Origin of the sequence: Mycobacterium sp. 1164985.4, assembly GCF_001668575.1 — a bacterium.
Classification (GTDB): Bacteria; Actinomycetota; Actinomycetes; order Mycobacteriales; family Mycobacteriaceae; genus Mycobacterium.
The window spans coordinates 1-18726 of the sequence record NZ_LZMD01000057.1 but is presented as its reverse complement, the minus strand read 5'-3'; the positions used below and the strand labels follow the sequence as shown (position 1 = coordinate 18726).

Genomic DNA, 18726 nt, shown 5'->3' with positions numbered 1-18726 from the left:
TTGCGGCGATGACGCGGACTGACTCGCCCGCCTCACTCCGAACTCCAACGCCGACCGGTCCAACGTCATCGGCAACGGACGCTCCGTTCTCTGCCAAACTTCACCCATGTCGACAACTGCGCCGTTCGAGACCTTGCTCTACGCCGCGGAGCCACCCATCGCGACCATCACGCTGAACCGGCCCGATCACCTCAACACCATCGTCCCGCCGATGCCGGACGAGATCGAGAAGGCGATCGGCCTGGCCGAACGTGACCCCGCGATCAAGGTGATCGTGCTGCGCGGTGCCGGACGCGCCTTCTCCGGCGGTTACGACTTCGGCGGCGGTTTCACGCACTGGGGCGAGGCGATGAACACCGACGGCCGCTGGGATCCGGGCAAGGACTTCGCGATGGTCAGTGCTCGCGAAACCGGTCCCACGCAGAAGTTCATGGCGATCTGGCGGGCATCGAAGCCGGTGATCGCCCAGGTGCACGGGTGGTGCGTGGGCGGCGCGAGCGACTACGCGTTGTGCGCCGACATCGTGATCGCCAGCGACGACGCTGTGATCGGCACCCCCTACGCCCGGATGTGGGGTGCCTATCTCACCGGCATGTGGCTGTACCGGCTGAGCCTCGCAAAGGTCAAGTGGCACTCACTGACCGGCGAGCCATTGACCGGAAAGGAAGCCGCCGCAGTCGAACTCATCAATGAGTCCGTCCCGTTCGAGAACCTCGAGGCGCGCGTCAGGGAGGTAGCGCACAAACTCGCCACCGTCCCGTTGTCGCAACTGCAGGCGCAGAAGCTGATCGTCAATCAGGCATACGAGAACATGGGCCTGGCCTCCACCCAGACCCTCGGCGGCATCCTCGACGGGTTGATGCGCAACACCCCCGATGCACTGTCGTTCATCGAAACGGCTGGGGCACAGGGGGTTCGGGCCGCGGTCGAGCAGCGCGACGGACCGTGGGGCGACTACAGCCAGGCGCCGCCGGACAAGCGGCCCGATCCGTCACACGTCATCGAGCCGTAAGCGCAGGTCGAACATTGCATCGAGGCTGCTGATCGCGCGCAATGTGTCGTTGAGGTGGGTGCACGTGCTGGTGCCGACGAACTCGCCCCGGACGCGGTCGCGAACCTCGGCGAGTCTCATCCCGCGCACCCGTTGTGCGCTTCCGATCGCGCCGGGACACTCCTGCCACGGCAGCACACGGACGTCCGCGTTGATCGACGTGACGATCCGCGTCGCCACATCCACCGCACCGCCGAGCGTGTACTCGTGCACAATCGTCTCGACGCCGCCGCCGTCGACATGGGAGTCGCGGAAATGGGCGTCGAAGCGGGCCGAACCCTCGTCTGCTGGCAGCAGATCAAGCCGCCGCATCCGCCGCATGCCATGTGCGCGAAGGGGTTCCACGGTGTGCACGCCGTCGACGTCGATGGGCGGGGCATGCGGCCCGTGCACCGAGGGGATGGTTTCGAGGCGCCGTGCGTAGTTCACCAGCGACGCGTCGGGCGCGAAGCCCGCGCAGATGCCCGCCATGCGGTCGGCGGTACCGGGTGGCAGTTTCTCCTCGGTCCCCGCGACGATCGACGCGTGCTGCCGTGCATAACCGGAGACCAGCGCCGCCCCGACCCAGTCGTCGAGCAGCAGGTGCAGCAGGGTGGATCGCCGGACGTCATCAGAGAACAGTTCGGCGACAGCGGAGCGGAATCCGGGCCCCACGCGTTTGCCGATCAGCCGACCCAGGCGCTCGTCGTCCGGAGCGGACGCGATCTCGCCGATCACCCGGTCGGCCAGATGGGCGCGCAGGGCGATCTCGCCGAGGACGCTCACCCCGCCAACCCGCACGACGATGTCGCGCGCCCGCAGGTCGACGACGGAATCAGCCCCGTCGGGGTGGGTGTCGATGGTGCTCGTGCGCCGCAGCGCGCCTACCACCAACGGCGGCCACGCCTCGACGGGCCGCTGCGGGCCCACGATGTCGGTGACGAACGGCATGCATCGACGGTAGCAATACCGAGCTGAGCTAAACGTCGCGTCGGCGTAACCCGCCCAGCACCGCGACCAGTACGCCGAACACCACGAGTACCCCGCCGGCGGCCAGCGTGAGGTTCAGCCAGTCGTGCATGCTGCCCTCCGCCTGGGCCACCATCACGTCGGCGACCTCCCGGATGTCGCCCGAGAGCCGGTTCAGCGCTGTGTTGACGGAGCGACCCGCCACCTCCACGCCGGCCCATCCGGCTGCACCCACCAGAAGCGCCGAAACACCGAGGGCGGCAAGAGCTCTGCCGCGGCTGCGGGCGGCCACCAGTGTCAGCAGCGCGAACACGCCGGTGAGGATGGTCGAGCCGAGGCTGATCCACGGCCCCCACGTCGACGCCCACCTCAGCTGACCGGGTCGCCAGTCCTCCGAGATCGTGATGGGGATCGGCAGAGATTCGACGGGTGAGACACCGATATTTCCCAACGTGTTCCGGAACGATTCGTCGGCGAGCATCGGACCGAGGTCGAGCATCCACTGGTCGGTGCCCTCGACACGCTGCGCCGCGTCGGTGAACATCCAGCGATGTCCGACCTTGGTGGCCAGCGCGAACTGGCCGGGAAATGTCGGGTTGGCCGTGTAAGCCGAGGCCGTGCCGATGATCAGCTCGTAGTCGACGTCGTACCCGGTGTCGTCCATGGCCGTGGACACTTCGGTGGCGAGGATCCTTGCCATCGCGTGCTGCAGTTGCGGCTCTTCAGCCGCCGATTCCGCCAATGCCGCGAACCCGCCGTCGTCGACAATGTTGCGTTGCGCCCACATGGTCGCAACGGCGACGGCCAGCAATGCCGTGGTGATGAGCCACAGGAACACGGTCGTGAACAACCGCACGCGACCCTCCCCTCACCGAAAGTGCGGTTCCGGACACGAAACCCGAGTAGACGCGTCAAGAACCGTACCCTCGCCGTGGGAAGGGCGGGTGTCGGCTACTTGGCGGCCCGCTTCGGGGTGATCAGCGCCAGCTTCGTCATCAACGTGTTCATCCGCTTCAGCGCCTTGTGCGAATTGTTGTAGTACGTGCCCCCCGCACCGACGTTGGTCCGCGGCGCCACCACGGTCTCCTGGCGGCAGTACTTGCGCAACCCCTCGGCCCCGCCGAAGCGCGCGCCGAGGCCCGACGTCTTCCAGCCGCCCATCGGAGCCGTCGTGCACATCAGGTTCGAGATCACGTCGTTGATGTTGACCGCGCCGCAATCCAGTTCGATCGCAACGTCTTTGGCCCGCTCGATGTCCTTGGAGAACACCGCCGCACTCAAGCCGTACGGGCTGTCGTTGGCCAACCGGATCGCCTCGTCCACGCTGGCGACCTTCATGATCGGCAGCGTCGGCCCGAACGTCTCCTCCGTCATGCAGAGCATCGAATGGTCAACGTCCACGAGCACCGTCGGCGGGTAGAAGCTGCCCTCACCCTCGGGCCGCTTACCGCCGGTCAACGCCCGCGCACCCTTGGCCAGCGCGTCGTCGACATGACGTGCGGTGACGGCGACCTGCGATTCGTCGATCATCGATCCGAAGTCGTAGCCGTCGCCGGCGCCCATCTTCAGCTTCTCGACGTCGCGCACCACCGCCGCGACGAACTGGTCGTAGACCGATTCGAGGACGTACACCCGCTCCACAGACACACACGTCTGCCCGGCGTTGAAGAACGCGCCCCACACCGCGGCGTGCGCGGAGAGGTCGATGTCGGCGTCCTCCAGAACGATCATCGGGTCCTTACCGCCGAGTTCGAGGCTGACAGGCGTGAGTCGGCGCGCGGCGCGCTCCATCACCTTCGCACCCGTGGCGCTCGAGCCGGTGAACTGGATGAAGTCGGCGTTGTCGATGACGGCCTCGGAGACCTCGCGCGCGCCCTGCGCCAACGCGAGCACCTCCGGCGCACCGGAATCCAGCCAGCCGCGCAGCAACAGTTCGGCGGTCAACGGCGTGCGCTCGGAGGGCTTGAGCAGCACCGCGCAGCCTGCGGCGAGCGCACCGATGGCGTCCATCAGCGCGTTGGCCACCGGATAGTTCCACGGCGCGATGATCCCGACGACCGGTCGCGGCCGGTAGTGCACCTCGATCTTCTTGATGGACAGGAAAGGCAGCGGTGCCGGCCGCTTCTCCGGCGCGAGCGCCTTCTCCATGGTCTTGACGTAGTACGACGCGATCATGATCAGCAGCGGCACTTCCTGCGCTGCGTCGACGGCGGACTTGCCCGTCTCTCTGATCAGCAGCGACTCGATCTCCTCGCGGTGCTCGCCGAGCCATACGGCGTAGCGGGCCAGCACCTTCGCGCGGCCCTTGGCGCCGCGGGCCTCCCACTGCCGCTGCGCCTCGCGCAGGCCGGCCGCGATGCGCGGTACGTCGGCGGGGTCGGTCCAGCGCACGGTGCCCGCGACGGCGCCGGTCGCGGGGTTGCGGATGGTGCTGGTGTCGGGCAGCTCAACGTCGGACGTCGCAGTCATGACCCCATGCTAACCGTCGCGTGTGACGCAGATCGCACCGGGGTTGACACGTGTCAAGTTTCTACGGCGGGCTTCTTCAGCATCCGGTCGAGCGCCTGGAGGCTGTCGGAGATGGGACCGCCGGGCAACGGAGTGCCGTGCGGGGCGCCGATCAGCACGCCGACGATCGCGCCCGCGAGCACCCGGCGCTCGAGTGGATCGGTCGGCGCGCCCGGCCGCTGCGTCAGCGCGTCGGTGATCAGGCCGATCAGGCGGACGTACTCACGCCGGATTGTCGCCCGCGTTCGGAGCTTCTTTCGCTCACGCAAGCCGGGAGGCTTGTCGGGCATCGTCATCCACCGATTGTCGCGGAGTGCGAGTTAGCTGAGCCGGGTGACGGATTGTGCCGATGGTCTCGACGGGCGACGCCGGCCGCGGCGCATACGACCGCCGAGCCGAGCAGGACGCCTCCGACCACGTCCGTGACGTAGTGGAACGTGACCCCCACACCGAGCATTGCCAGCGCCACGGCGACAACGGCGCTGACGACCGCCCACCACGCCGCTCCCGCGGCGATGACAGCCAACCCGATCACGATGGTCGTCGCGGTGAGATGCCCGCTGGGATAGGCGAGCCCGCCGCCCTTGTCCCGGTCGAAGACCGGTTTGAGAATCCGAACGACCGTGATGCCGACGATGGGAGCGACCACGGTCATCGCCGCCAGGCACCAACGACGCTGCAGACAGGCGACCGCCAGCACCACCAGCGCGAGGGCGAGAAGCAGTCGGGGGTCGGCGATCACCGTCAGCCGTCGCAGGGGGCTGTGTCTGAAGCGCTGAAACCAATCGTCAACGGGAGTCGAAGATTTGCCGACCAGCCAACCCAGCAGCAGCATCGCCGTCACAGCGAGCGCCGGCCACCACCGGATCACGTGATGCCGCGGACGTAGGCCGCCTGGCCAAGATGTTGAGCGCCGTCGTCGAAGATGCTCACCAGACGCATGGCGGCGGTCACGGGCGGATCCCAGTTCTCGTCGATGACGCGGCTCAGCTCGTCGGGGGTGACCGAGGCGATGTACTCGAGGGTCGCCTTGTGCACGGCGTGGGCGTAGCCGGCGAGCAGATCGGCCGGTGCGCGGACGCGGCCCACCTCCTCGGGGCTGTGGCCGTAGCCCATGTCTTCGCGCGGCAGGTCGAGCCCGAACCGATCGACCCACCCGTCGCGCAACCAGACCTGCTCGGTGCCGGCGAGACCGGCGAGCTGCACGTCCTGCTGGCGGGCGCTGTGCCAGACCAGCCAAGCGATGCTGTTGGCCGTCGGGGTGGGGCGGAAGATCGCGGACTCGGGGGTGAGCCCGTCGGTGAGGTTCTCGACGTGCTCGATGAGCCGTGTGAACGCGTCGCGCAGGATGTCCCGGACCACTGCCGCCTCTGAATCAGCCATGGCCCCGACGGTATACGTCAGTCGGGTGGGCGCGCCCCGTGAAAGACGGCCTCGATGTTGTTGCCGTCCGGGTCGCGGACGAAGGCGCCGTAATACCCGGGGTGGTACTCCGGCCAGAGTCGCGGGGCATGCAGGGACTCCGCGCCGGCCTCGATCGCGGCGTCGTAGAACGCCTGCACGGCGTCGGTATCGGCGGCCTGGAAGGCGAAGTGCACCTCGCGGTTGGGGCCCTTCGCGTCACCGGCATTCATATCCGCGATCCAGAAGTCCGGTTTGCCGTCGCGGCCATATCCGATGGCGATCTGGAAGTCGAGTTGGCGGGTGTAACCGAGCACGCCCAGGACCTTGTCGTAGAACGCCTTCGATGTCTGGAAGTCGGCGCAGTTGATTCCGAAGTGGTCGATCACGAGCACATCGTAGATTCGACGTATGACATACGAACTCGTCATCAGGGGCGGCACCATCGTCGACGGTCTCGGGGGTGAGCCGTTCGTCGGCGATGTCGCGGTCGCCGATGGCGTCATTGCCGCGGTCGGCAAGGTCGACGGACCGGGAGCGCGGGAGATCGACGCGATGGGCCTCCTCGTCACCCCGGGCTTCGTTGATCTGCACACCCACTACGACGGCCAGGCGATCTGGTCCGACCGTCTCACCCCGTCGTCGGCGCACGGCGTGACCACCGTCGTGATGGGCAACTGCGGGGTGGGGTTTGCACCGTGCCGTCCGGAGGACCACGACGTGCTGGTCGACGTGATGGCCGGGGTCGAGGACATCCCCGGGGTGGTGATGGTCGACGGGCTGCCGTGGCACTGGGAGACGTTCCCGGAGTTCCTCGACGCGCTCGACGCCGGGCGGCGGGACATCGACGTGGCGGCGCTGCTGCCGCATTCACCGCTGCGGGTGTACGTGATGGGCCGGCGCGGTGTCGACCGCGAACCGGCCACCGCCGAGGACCTGGCGATGATGCGCAAACTCGCCGCGGAGGCGGTGCAGGCGGGTGCACTCGGCTTCGCGTCGTCGCGCTTCACCTTGCACAAGACCGAGAGCGGCCTGCCGATTCCGAGTTACGACGCCGACCGTGCCGAAATCGAGGCGATCGCACGCGGTGTCGACGATGCCGGTGGCGGATTGATCCAGTTCGTGCCCGACCTGGTGGCCGGCGACTACGAGCCCGTACTGCGAACGGTGTTCGAGGTCGCGGCCGACGTCGGCCTGCCCGTGACGTTCACGTTGGCCATCGGCAACGCCGGCGACCCGTTCTTCCTCGACGCGCTGACGATGGTCGAGAAGGCCAACATCGACGGCGGCGACATCACCGCGCAGATCTTCCCCCGACCCATCGGGCTGGTGCTCGGCCTCGAACTCTCGGGCAACCCGTTCGTGATGTACCCCAGCTATCAGGAGCTGGCGTCACTGCCTTTGGCCGAACGTGTAGCCGAGATGCGTAAACCCGAAGTGCGCGAACGTATCCTGTCCGACCAGCCGGCGGGCGAGGGGCATCCGCTGATGTTCGCGGCGCAGGCGTTCGAGTGGATGTTCCCGCTCGGCGACCCGCCGAACTACGAGCCGCCGCGCTCGGACAGCATCGCAAGCCGGGCCCGTGCCCGCGGGGTCACCTCGCTCGAGGAGGCCTATGACAGGCTGCTCGACGACGACGGCCACGCCATCCTGCTGGTGACACTGGCCAACTTCCGCGACGGCAGCCTCGACACGGTCGCGGACCTGATCCGTCGCGAGGACGTCGTGCTGGGGCTCGGCGACGGCGGCGCGCATTACGGAATGATCTGCGATGCAAGCTTTCCCACGTACATGCTGACGCACTGGTCGCGCGATCGCGCGTCGGGTCGACTGTCGGTGCCCGAGGCGGTGCGCGAGCTGACCTCGGTGCCCGCCCGGGTGGCCGGCCTGGCCGACCGTGGGCGCATCGCCGTCGGCTACAAGGCCGACCTCAACGTCATCGACCACAACGCGATGCGTCTCCACCGGCCGGTGATCGCCTACGACCTCCCTGCGGGTGGCCGCCGCCTGGATCAGAACGCGGAGGGATACGTCGCGACCGTCGTGTCCGGCGAGATCATCGCCGAGAACGGCACACCGACCGCCGCGCGTCCCGGCAAGCTGATCCGCGGGCGTCAGCCGGCGCCCACTGCATGAGTCGCGTTGCGCCGCTTGCTCTCCCGTGGAGCGAGGAAGACGCCGCGGCCATCAATGCGTGGGGGGGCATCCCGACCGCACCTATGAGCCGCTGATGCTGGTGCGGTGCCTGCAACGACATCCGAATCTCGCTTCTCGGCTCCGCAAGATGGGCGAGTCGCTCTACGTCGATGCCAAGCTGCCGGCCCGGTTGCGCACGATCGCGATCCTGCGGATCTGCGCGCTGCTGCAGTGCGAATACGAATGGGGCGGCCAGGCGGCGTTCTGGGGACCCATCGCCGGCGTGAGCGAACGCGAGTGCGACGCATTGGTTCTCGACGACGATCCGGGTTTCGGTGACTTCGAGCGGGTGTTGATTGCGTCTGTCGACGAGATGGAGCGAACCGGCACGTGGTCGGATCGCACCTGGAATGCGTTGGGTGACAAGCTCGATGACGAGCAGCGGATGGAGCTGCTGGTCGCGGTCGGCTGGTACCGGACGATCTGCACGTTGTGTAACGGCATGGCCCTGCCGGTCGACGGCTGGATGCGGCGCTGGCCGACCTCAGACGGCTGAGCGGTCGCGGCGCAGCCCGGGGTGTTGGCGACTGAGCGTCCTCAACAGCAGCCTGCGCGGAAGTGCTTGCAGCAAGCGGGTACTCAACAGATTCTGGCGTCCAGCGATCACGATCCCGCGGTCGCGCTCGAGCGCGTCGACGCCGATTCTGGCCACCTCGCGCGACGGCATCCACATGAACTTCGGGAACGCCGCCGCGAACTTGCGCTCGTCCATACCGGCGGCCTGCAGGAACTCCGTGCGCACCGGTCCCGGCGCAAGCATCGCGACCGTGACGCCGGTGCCTTCCAGTTCGGCCCGCACACCCTCGGTGTACGTCTTGACGAACGCCTTGGTTCCCGCGTAGCCCGCTTGCCCGGGGAACCCGTGAAAGCCGGCGGTGGACCCGACGTTGAGGATCGCGCCGCGCCCACGGGGCACCATCTGTTGGACCGCGCGGGTGGTGAGGTCGATGACGGCCTCGACGTTGACGCGCACCTGCGCGATCTCGTCGGCGACGGGCGATTTCGTCACCGAGCCGATAGTGCCGATCCCGGCGTTGTTGACGAGGATGCCGACGGTGAGGCCGCGCGCGGCGATCTGGCCGTGCAGCTGCGCGCGCGCTTCGGGGTCGGCGACGTCGCACGCGATGGTCTCGGTCCGGACCGTGTCGCCGAGTTCGGCGGCCAGGTCGCGCAGCCGGTCCTCGCGACGGGCGACGAGCGTGACGCCGTGACCGCGCGCGGCGAGTTCACGGGCGATGTCGGCGCCGATTCCCGAGGAGGCCCCGGTGACGACGGCGGTGGTGGTGGGCGACGGCGGCGGCAAAGGCATACACGAACCTAACGCGGGGCCTCCCCGACGTATTCTCGGGCTATGAGCGTGAAGGTGGACCTCGACCGGTTGGCCGACGTGCTGGCCGACTTCGGCTTCGCCTATCTGATCACCGTCGGCGACGACTATCGCGCGCACACCGTCGCCGTCGACCCGGTGTTCGGCGAGGGCATGCTCGACATTGGCACCGTCGGCAGGCACACCCGCGAGAACACCGCGCGCCACGGCGACGTCACGATCGTCTGGCCACCGACATCGCCCGGCGGTTACTCGTTGATCGTGGACGGCCGCGCGCACCAGGCCGACGAGTCGGTCTCAATCGAGCCGATCAAGGCCGTCCTGCACCGCAAGGCCACCCCGGAGTCGCCGTCGACGAGTCCCGACTGCCTGCACGACTGCGTGCCGCTGAAGAAGTAACGTCCGCCCCCTGCCTCGCTGGCACCCCCGGCCTGCCCCAGCCCCGCCGGGTGTGGGCTTGTGTCACGGGAAAAATGGAAGAGGCCCGGCCCCCTTGTGAGGAGCCGGGCCTTTCCGTGATGACCAGGACTTAGAAGTCCATGCCGCCCATGCCGCCGGTCGGGTCGGCCGGCCCAGCGACCGCCTTCTCCGGCTTGTCGGCGACGACAGCCTCGGTGGTCAGGAACAGCGCCGCGATGGACGCCGCGTTCTGCAGCGCTGAACGCGTCACCTTGACCGGGTCGGCGACGCCGGCCTTGAGCAGGTCCTCGTACTCGCCGGTCGCGGCGTTGAGGCCCACGCCCTTCTCCGAGTTGCGGACCTTCTCGGCCACCACACCGGGCTCCAGGCCGCCGTTGAGGGCGATCTGCTTCAGCGGGGCCTCGAGCGCCACGCGAACGATGTTCGCGCCGGTGGCCTCGTCACCCTCGAGCTTCAGATCCTCCAGCGCCGGGGCTGCCTGCAGCAGGGCCACGCCACCGCCGGCGACGATGCCCTCCTCGACGGCCGCCTTGGCGTTGCGGACGGCGTCCTCGATGCGGTGCTTGCGCTCCTTGAGCTCGACCTCGGTGGCAGCGCCGGCCTTGATCACCGCAACACCGCCGGCCAGCTTGGCCAGGCGCTCCTGCAGCTTCTCGCGGTCGTAGTCGCTGTCGCTGTTCTCGATCTCCGCGCGGATCTGGGCCACCCGGCCGGCGATGGCGTCGGAGTCACCGGCACCCTCGACGATGGTGGTCTCGTCCTTGGTGACGACGACCTTGCGGGCCTTGCCCAGCAGCGAGACGTCGGCGGTCTCGAGCGACAGACCGACCTCTTCGCTGATGACCTGACCACCGGTGAGGATGGCCATGTCCTGCAGCATCGCCTTGCGGCGGTCACCGAAGCCCGGGGCCTTGACGGCGACGGACTTGAAGGTGCCGCGGATCTTGTTGACGACCAGGGTGGACAGCGCCTCGCCCTCGACGTCCTCGGCGATGATCAGCAGCGGCTTGCCGGACTGGATGACCTTCTCCAGCAGCGGGAGCAGATCCTTGACCGTCGACACCTTCGACGACACGAGCAGGATGTACGGATCCTCGAGGACCGCTTCCTGACGCTCGGCGTCGGTGACGAAGTAACCCGAGATGTAGCCCTTGTCGAAGCGCATACCCTCGGTGAGCTCGAGCTGCAGGCCGAAGGTCTGAGCCTCTTCGACGGTGATGACACCCTCGTTGCCGACCTTGTCCATGGCCTCGGCGATCAGCTCGCCGATCTGGGTGTCACCGGCCGAGATCGCGGCGGTGGCAGCGATCTGGTCCTTGGTCTCGACCTCCTTGGCCGACTTCAGGAGCGTCTCGGTGATCTTCTCGACGGCCTTCTCGATGCCGCGCTTGAGACCGAGCGGGTTGGCGCCGGCCGCAACGTTGCGCAGACCCTCGCGCACGAGCGCCTGGGCCAGCACGGTGGCGGTGGTGGTGCCGTCGCCCGCGACATCGTCGGTCTTCTTGGCGACTTCCTTGACCAGCTCAGCGCCGATCTTCTCGTACGGATCCTCCAACTCGATCTCCTTGGCGATGGACACACCATCGTTGGTGATCGTGGGGGCGCCCCACTTCTTCTCCAGGACGACGTTGCGCCCCTTGGGGCCCAGCGTCACCTTTACCGCGTCGGCGAGGCTGTTCAGGCCCCGCTCGAGGCCGCGGCGGGCCTCTTCGTCATACGCAATTGTCTTGGCCATTGCGAAGTGTTCCTCCGGATTGGGGATGGCACATCTGCGGTCGGGTGCAGTGCCCGCGACGGACGGCTCGGGTGTGCTCCGCGGATGCGGCCCGTTGCCTCACCGTCCCGACCTAGCACTCGCCGGTCGCGAGTGCCAACTGCATTTCTAGCACTCGCCCATGGCGAGTGCAAGATCGCTCCGTGCCAAGTCGGGCGTCGATCCACACGGATCTGACGACACTGGCGCATGCGGTTGAGCCACCCCGCGTTGGGCCACACCCCACGCGGCGAGGCGACCGCGCTGATCCAGGACGGCAGCCGGCTCAGGCACCTCGACCTTTGCACTGGCGTCGACGTGCTGGCCGAGCGACGCGCGCCGACCGACTGGCCCCGGACGCACCCGTGGCGCTCACGTCGCCCGACGTCCTCGCCTGTTTCGCGACGGTCCATGCCCATCGGCTCGAGGTGCTGGCACAGGATCCAAACGAGGGAAAGTTCCGATGGCTTCGTGGTGCCACGGCCGGGTGTGGCGCCGTCGCGCGACGACCTGCTGGCTTTCTTCACCGACTGCATCGCCGCCTGTAAAATTCCACCTGCGGTCGGAACTACCGCTGAGGCCGAGCGGCAAAATCTCTCGACACGATGTGCGGGACTCAGCGGGACGGGCGCAGGCCGTACAACACGACTTCGGTGAGCCGCTCGGCGTCCTCGGGACTGGTGTCCTGGATGGCGAAGCAACCGGCGAGGATCGCCTTCACGTCGCGCACGTCGACGTCGCGCCTGACGGACCCCGCAACCTGGGCCGCCTTCAGCGAGCTGCCGAGCAGTTCGAGGAACGCCTCCTCTGCCTCGGGGATGTCGGTCGTGACATCGATGCCATCCCCCGCTAGGGCATCCTTCAGCCCGCGGTCGGTCGCCCCCCACTGCAGAACCAGGGAGCGCAGCAGAGCGAATAGCACCTCACCGGGCGGTAATCCCTCGGTAAGGGCGCGGCCCTCCGCGACGAGGCTCTCGATCCGGTTCTTGAGGACCGCGCGGTAGAGGTCCGCCTTGGTCGGGAAGTGGCGGTACACCGTGCCGGCGCCGACACCCGCGCGCCGGGCGATCTCGTCGATCGGCACCGCTAGGCCCTCAGCCGCGAAGCTGTCGTAAGCGACTTCCAGCACGCGCGCGCGATTGCGCACGGCGTCGGCGCGCAGGGGTCGATCAGTCGCACTCAAGTCATCACCTCTGGCCCGGGAATGTGATGCGAATGCCGAATCGGGCGGCCACTCCACTTATCACTTTACCGAGGAGACGCCGCGCCGCGCCGAGACCGCGCCTGTAGGCGGTGGTCCGAGCCAGCCCCTCACCGCGCGATCCACAAAGTCCTCTCATTGCGTCGGGAAACGGTCAGGCTATCCCTGGCAACGCCCGGCCGAACGCCATCATTTCGATTCTATTTCGTTCATCGCAGCCGTATCGACCGGCTCGGCAACGACATCGAAGGTTCGACATCGCTTCTGATCTTGTTTGCCGATGACATACCCCGCGGGCGCGCTTGGTGGCTGGTCTAGGTCACGGCGAGGACCGTCACAAATGGTTACTCGTGTACCGAGAGGATCTTTCAGCGGGTCAAGCCGGCATGATACCGACCTGGGCCGATGGTCCGAGGGCCCGGCGTACAGCGACTTTGGACGATGTTGATTTGCTCGCTGGAGTCAATTTCTTGAATCTGGCCCGCGAAGGCAATTTGTGTGTGAGGGTTCAGCCGGGTGCGTACGCTGCCATCCCCGGGGGCCGCTGGGCCGTCTGGCAAATTCTGTAGCAGGTCAAGCGAGAGAGAGATTCCTGATATGTCGGGTCACAGTCAATTTGTGGGTCGGGTTGGTGCGCTGGCGGTGGTGATGGGCGTGGGCACCGCGTGGCTCGTGGGCAGCCCGGCGGCCCTGGCGTCACCGAACGGCGCCTCGAATGACTCGAACGCCTCGTCCACGGACGCCAACGACAAGAACGACAACAGCAACAGCAGCACTATCAGCGACAGGAATGACAGCAGCAACGACGCCAGCACGGGCGACAAACCGCGCCGCCCCAAGGTCACGATCGGTTCGTCGCGGGAGGGCGAGCGAGTTGGACACCGTCCGCGCGATCGCTTCACCGAGGGCAAAAAAACCCCGACTGATGGTGGGGCTCAGATCGAGCGCAAGCTCGCCAATGCCGACACCACCGGCAACGAACCACAGCGCCCCGAACTCAGGATCAGCTCACCGCAGGATGTGCTCGACGGTGTAAAACAACGATTGCGCGATCGCGTCACCGAGACGAGGGATGCCATTGCGGACGGTGCGAGCGATATCGGGCTCTTACCCGCCGACGCCACCGACGACGGCGCCGCCCCTCTTCCTGAGGCGGAGCCGGTGCAAGACCCGAACTCGCAGGTGCCTGCTGAAGGATCGGGCGTCGCAGAGGTCAACCGGCAGTCCGGGACGTTGTCACGCCAGTCTGCCGATGTGCCGACCGGCCGCGAAGCGCTGGGCGGTCTGGCCGGGAAGGTCGTCGTGGGACTGCACGAGTCCACCTCGTCTCTGAGTGAACGCCTGCGTTTGGCTGCTATCGCCCCGTCCCCCTCGCCAACGCTCGACGGTCCACGTCGCGGCCAAACAACAGAACCGGGCCTATCCGGGATCACCGCGATCGCTTCCCCGTCCCCTGAACCGACACCCGTGACCCCTGCGCCGATCACCCCGATCAGCGGACTGCTCTCCGTGGTTACCCTCGGCACCTTCCTGACACCCAACGGACCGACGACGCCTACCGACTTACCAGGCCTGTGGGCGGTGTTGGCCTGGGCGCGTCGCCAATCCGCGTACTCGTTGGACGGCACCAACCTCGCCGAGAACCGGTTGATGCCGAACCTCCAACCGTCGGCTGTCACCAGCCAGCAGCAGGTGCCGGGCCTGCTTCCCGGAGCGGCGACCGTGCCGACGCTCATGGGTCCCGCTTCGTATGACATCGCGGATGTCGTCAATTGGCTGGTGTACCAGCCGCTGCACTCCACGGGACAGCTGTTATTGATCGATAACCCACTCGGCGCCCAGATCAGCGGGGCGATCAACCAAATCTCCGGGCAGTACTTGATCGGCAACGGCGCAGACGGCACCATCGACAATCCCAACGGCGGCAACGGCGGGCTCTGGTTTGGCGACGGTGGCGATGGCTACGACGGAGTGGCCGCTGGCGTGGCCGGGGGTAACGGCGGCGATGCCGGCTGGTTCGGCAACGGCGGCACCGGCGGAGCCGGGTGGGCGGGCCTCGACGGCGGTGACGGCGGTGATGGCGGTCGATTCATGGGCATCGGAGGTGGCGGTGGCGACGGCGGCGCGGCCGCGGCCGGCGTTACCGCAGGTGATGGTGGCGACGGTGGCGATGGCCGCGGCTGGTTCCTGAGCATCGCCGGCGACGGGGGCCAGGGCGGCACCGGCCTCACCGGTGCCACCGGACGCGACGGCGACTGGAATGAGGACTGGGGCAACGGTCCTGGCAACGGTGAAGATGGCGGCATCGGCGGTTCCGGCGGCGACGGGGGTGCCGGCGGCAACGCCACCGGATTCTTCTTCGTAAGTGCGGGCAATGGCGGCGCGGGCGGCAGCCAGGGTGCCGGTGGAACCGGCGGAAAGGGTGCCAAGGGCGACGCCTCCATTGGCCAGTACGACGGCGGTAACGGCGGTAAGGGCGGGACCTCCGGCGGCAGCGCCGGTAACGGTGGAGCGGCCGGCAGCGGCAGTGGGCTCTTCGGCTTCCTCGTGAGTAATGGTGTCGAGGGCGCGAACGGTGCCGTCAATAGCGCCGCCGGTGACGGGGGACGTGGCGGCGACGGCGTCGGCGGCGGTACCGCCCTGACCGCCGGCAAGGGCGGCCAAGGCGGAGACGGCGGTGACGGTCCGATCGCCGGCAAAGGCGGTGCAGGAGGAACCGGCGGCGACGGCGTATACCTCGTTGGTTCAAGAATTCCGCAGGCCGGTGGGGCCGGCGGCACAGGAGGTACGGGCGGCGTGACCACGCTTGCCGGCGGCGTGAACGGTGATGGCGGCGCCGGCGGGTCCGGCGGCAAGGGCGCGAGCCATGGCGCCGGTGCCACCGGAGGACCTGGCGGAGCCGGCGGCGCCGGAGCGGCGGGCACGACCAGCGAACCCGGCCGCGGCGGCGGCGGCGGTGGTGGTGGCGGCGCCGCCATCATCGATGCGGTCAACGGCGGCACGGCTAGTGGCACGGCCACCGGTGGTCAGGGCGGCACGGGCGGTGACGGCACGACTGCCGCGGTCGGTGGCGTCGGTGGCACCGGCGGGGCGGCAGTCATCTGGAGTGACGGTTCCGGCTCCACCGCTACAGGCGACGCCTTTGGCGGCGCCGGGGGCGACTCGATCGGCACCGGCACCGGTGGCGTCGGTGGAGAAGGCTCCATCCTGGCCCAAAACGGCGGGCACGCCTCGGCGACTGGTGACGGCGCAGTCGGCGGCGACGGCGGCCAAGGCAGCAACGGCGGTGTCGGCGGGGCCGGCGCTCAGGGCGCGATTTCCGCTCTGCGGGCAGGCAGCACAGCCTCGGGCTCTGGTATCGGTGGCAACGGTGGGAACGCCGACGGAGTGGGCAGCACCGGTGGCAACGGTGGCGCGGGCTACATCCAGACCGGTCTTTTCAGCGGCCTCGGCGACAACAGCAACGCCAGCGGTTACGCCCGCGGTGGTGACGGCGGAAACGGTTCGACTGGCGGCCATGGCGGCGACGCCGGCTTTGCCTCCGTCATCGCCGCCGGGACTGGCTCCACTGCCTCCGGCAGCGCATACGGCGGCGACGGCGGTGACGGTATGGACGGCGGGACCGGCGGTGGTTACGTGTCTTCCCTCGCCAATATGCGAGCGCAGATCACCGCGCAGGGCAACAACTCCCAGGCAAGTGGAACCGTCATCGCAGGCGACGGCGGTAGCGGTACCGGCTCGAATGTCACCGGTGGTGCCGGTGGTCAAGCCGTCATCGGTTCGGGACAAAGCTCCGGCGTTGCCGGCGTGAACAGCGAAGCAGACGGCAAGGCGACCGGAGGCAACGGCGGCGCAGGCCAAAACGGCGTCAACGGCGGCAATGGCGGTGGAGCCAGCCTCACCGCACGGGGTAACAACGACAAGATCATCAACAGCACCGCGGCTGGCGGCGAGGGCACCACGGGAGGCGCGGGGGCCGCCGCGAGCATCAACGTCACTGGCGGTGCAGGCAGCTCCGTGAGCAACAGCTCCGCGACGGCGGGGCACAGCAGCGACGGTGCGGTCGGGGGTAGCGCAAGCATCACGGCGACCGGCGGACCGGCTAGTTCGATCATCGACACCCACGTCGTCGGTGGCGACGCCGGCCCCGGTGGCGCAGGTGGAACCGCCACGGCGAGCGCGTCTACTGGCGGCATCATCTCGAACAGCTCCGCGACCGGCGGCAACGGTGGCGACAGCGCTGCCGGCGGCAGTGCGACGCTCACAAGCAGCAATGGCGGCACCGTATCGGACGCCCACGCCAAGGGAGGAAACGGCGGTGCGGATGTCAACGGCGGCATCGGCCGCGCAGGTGGCACCGCCACCGTCAGCGCCTCCGGAAGCGGCGCGGCGGCGTCCGGGTCAGCGACCGGCGGCAACGGCGGCGACGGCATCGACGGCGGCACGGGAGGCCTCGGCGGAACTGCCAGCCTGCTCGCACAAGGCGTGAACAACAGGGCTAAAGGCACGGTGACCGCCGGCAACGGTGGCGATGGGTACGAGCCGTCGAGCACGGGCGGCAACGGTGGCGCGGCTTCGCTGCTGGCCAACGCTGCCTCGACCACCAATGCGTACGCCCACGGTGACGTGTACGGCGGTACTGGCGGGGAAGCACGCAACGGAGGCACAGGCGGAAGCGCGGGCACCGGCGGGATCTACGCACTCGTGAACAACAGCGAAGCGTCCGGAGAGGCCCGGGGCGGCAATGGCGGTGACGCCGACGGCCTCGCGGCGACGGGTGGCCGTGCCGGCTCCGGCGTCGTGCGCGCGGGCTACTCCGACTCGGGAGCTTTGGGCGGCGCCGGCGGCACGGCGTCCGGCCTGGCGGTCGGCGGCGACGGCGGAGACGCCGACGGCGCCGGTAGTCGGGGCGGTGTGGGCGGAGAAGGCAACGTCCTTTCCGGCTACAACAACTCCGGCACCCTGACGTCGGGCGGTGACGCGTCAGGCTCCGGGTTCGGTGGTCGCGGCGGCGACGCCTTCAATGGCGGCACCGGCGGTGCGGGCGCCCTGGGCCAAGTGGCTGCGCTTGGTACAGACACCACAGCGGACGGCACCGGCCGCGGGGGCGACGGCGGTACCGGCGACGCGGCCACCGGCGGCAGTGGCGGTGTTGGTGCAGTCTGGGCGAGCAACCTTTCAACCGGTGGCTCGGTTACGACCAGCAGCGGCACCGGGGGGGACGGCGGCGCGGGCCTCAACGGCGTCAACGGCTCCAACGGCGGCGAAGGACGAGTTCGGGTTTTCGACACAAGCAAGGTCTCGGGCAGCTCGGCGACCGGTAGCGACGGTATCGCCGGTGTGATCGGTAGGAATGGCTACGTCGAGGGCCGCGGAGACGGAATCATTGAGAACAGCGTCGCCATAGCCGGCGAGAGCAGCGCGACCGCAGTCGGTGGCGGTGCACTGTTGAGGGCCTTCGCTGGCTCCCACGTGACCGATAGCGGCGCCTACGGCGGTGACGCCGGACAGGGCTTCGCTGGAGGCAAGGGTGGTGCCGGCGGCAACGCGATGCTCAACGCCACCGGGTCCGTAGTGGCTGACACCGACGTGACGGGCGGCAACGGCGGCGACGGGTCCAACCCCGGCGGCGTCGGCGGCACCGGTGGCAACGCAACGCTCACCGTCAACGCGGGAGGCGCCGCGCAGGACGTCACTGGCGGTAACGGCGGAGACGGTAATGGCACGACCGGAACGGCGGGTTTGAGCCGGACGGTCACCAGCCCGTAAGCCGACAGCCGCTTGCTCTTCGTGCCCACGGGCCTGCGATTCCGCCCCCTCGCGAAGCGGGGGCAGGAACCGAAACCGTGGGCACGAACTATGGCAAGCTGGCGCTGATGTCACTCGTCGATCCCCGGCAGGTGCCGCCCTACCCACCTCCG

General features: G+C 68.5%; 15 protein-coding genes. 5 read left to right on the top strand and 10 right to left on the bottom strand.

The annotated features are described in order from the left end of the window. The first annotated feature begins 106 nt into the window (after positions 1 to 106). Complete coding sequence (locus A5650_RS09305; RefSeq protein WP_067289438.1) at positions 107 to 1012, top strand: crotonase/enoyl-CoA hydratase family protein; 906 nt, start codon at positions 107 to 109, stop codon at positions 1010 to 1012. On the opposite strand, the gene A5650_RS09300 is transcribed toward A5650_RS09305, so the two are convergent. The 7 genes from A5650_RS09300 to A5650_RS09270 all read right to left on the bottom strand — a co-directional run bounded on the left by A5650_RS09300 (position 992) and on the right by A5650_RS09270 (position 6297). Then, positions 992 to 1981, bottom strand: coding sequence for a DUF2889 domain-containing protein (locus A5650_RS09300; protein ID WP_067289435.1), 990 nt, complete (start codon positions 1979 to 1981; stop codon positions 992 to 994). The two genes, A5650_RS09305 and A5650_RS09300, sit on opposite strands and share 21 nt — an antisense overlap. Positions 1982 to 2009: 28 nt before the next feature. After that, positions 2010 to 2855, bottom strand: coding sequence for a hypothetical protein (locus A5650_RS09295; RefSeq protein WP_067289433.1), 846 nt, complete (start codon positions 2853 to 2855; stop codon positions 2010 to 2012). A 95-nt stretch (positions 2856 to 2950) separates the two neighbouring features. Further along, a complete protein-coding gene (locus tag A5650_RS09290; protein WP_067289431.1) occupies positions 2951 to 4468 on the bottom strand; it encodes an aldehyde dehydrogenase family protein in 1518 nt (505 codons plus the stop codon). Between the two features lie 53 nt (positions 4469 to 4521). Next, a complete protein-coding gene (locus A5650_RS09285; protein WP_082950683.1) occupies positions 4522 to 4803 on the bottom strand; it encodes a hypothetical protein in 282 nt (93 codons plus the stop codon). Next, positions 4800 to 5342 (bottom strand): phosphatase PAP2 family protein, encoded by a 543-nt coding sequence (locus A5650_RS09280; protein WP_231992582.1) that lies wholly within the window; start codon positions 5340 to 5342, stop codon positions 4800 to 4802. The genes A5650_RS09285 and A5650_RS09280 overlap by 4 nt, the downstream gene beginning before the upstream one ends. A gap of 32 nt (positions 5343 to 5374) precedes the next feature. After that, entirely contained in the window at positions 5375 to 5890 is a 516-nt protein-coding gene (locus tag A5650_RS09275; protein WP_067289420.1) for a mycothiol transferase, read from the bottom strand. A gap of 17 nt (positions 5891 to 5907) precedes the next feature. Continuing rightward, positions 5908 to 6297 carry a VOC family protein gene (locus A5650_RS09270; protein ID WP_067289734.1) on the bottom strand — a complete coding sequence of 130 codons (390 nt, stop codon included), beginning with the start codon at positions 6295 to 6297 and terminating at the stop codon, positions 5908 to 5910. Positions 6298 to 6319: 22 nt separating this feature from the next. Between A5650_RS09270 and A5650_RS09265 the strand changes: the two genes are divergently transcribed. Then, complete coding sequence (locus A5650_RS09265; protein ID WP_067289418.1) at positions 6320 to 8044, top strand: N-acyl-D-amino-acid deacylase family protein; 1725 nt, start codon at positions 6320 to 6322, stop codon at positions 8042 to 8044. A gap of 58 nt (positions 8045 to 8102) precedes the next feature. After that, a complete protein-coding gene (locus A5650_RS09260; RefSeq protein WP_231992579.1) occupies positions 8103 to 8600 on the top strand; it encodes a carboxymuconolactone decarboxylase family protein in 498 nt (165 codons plus the stop codon). On the opposite strand, the gene A5650_RS09255 is transcribed toward A5650_RS09260, so the two are convergent. Next, positions 8589 to 9413 (bottom strand): SDR family NAD(P)-dependent oxidoreductase, encoded by an 825-nt coding sequence (locus tag A5650_RS09255; RefSeq protein WP_067289416.1) that lies wholly within the window; start codon positions 9411 to 9413, stop codon positions 8589 to 8591. The genes A5650_RS09260 and A5650_RS09255 overlap by 12 nt on opposite strands. Positions 9414 to 9455: 42 nt before the next feature. On the opposite strand from A5650_RS09255, the gene A5650_RS09250 reads away from it, so the two are divergent. Beyond that, positions 9456 to 9830, top strand: a complete 375-nt coding sequence (locus tag A5650_RS09250) for a hypothetical protein (protein WP_067289414.1) — start codon at positions 9456 to 9458, stop codon at positions 9828 to 9830. 130 nt (positions 9831 to 9960) lie between these two features. Here the strand turns inward: A5650_RS09250 and groL are convergent, their stop codons facing one another. Continuing rightward, complete coding sequence (gene groL / locus A5650_RS09245) at positions 9961 to 11586, bottom strand: chaperonin GroEL (protein WP_067289412.1); 1626 nt, start codon at positions 11584 to 11586, stop codon at positions 9961 to 9963. A 634-nt stretch (positions 11587 to 12220) separates the two neighbouring features. Continuing rightward, complete coding sequence (locus A5650_RS09240) at positions 12221 to 12787, bottom strand: TetR/AcrR family transcriptional regulator (RefSeq protein ID WP_067289410.1); 567 nt, start codon at positions 12785 to 12787, stop codon at positions 12221 to 12223. Between the two features lie 636 nt (positions 12788 to 13423). Between A5650_RS09240 and A5650_RS27510 the strand changes: the two genes are divergently transcribed. Then, a complete protein-coding gene (locus tag A5650_RS27510; RefSeq protein ID WP_067289407.1) occupies positions 13424 to 18574 on the top strand; it encodes a beta strand repeat-containing protein in 5151 nt (1716 codons plus the stop codon). Positions 18575 to 18726: the final 152 nt, after the last annotated feature.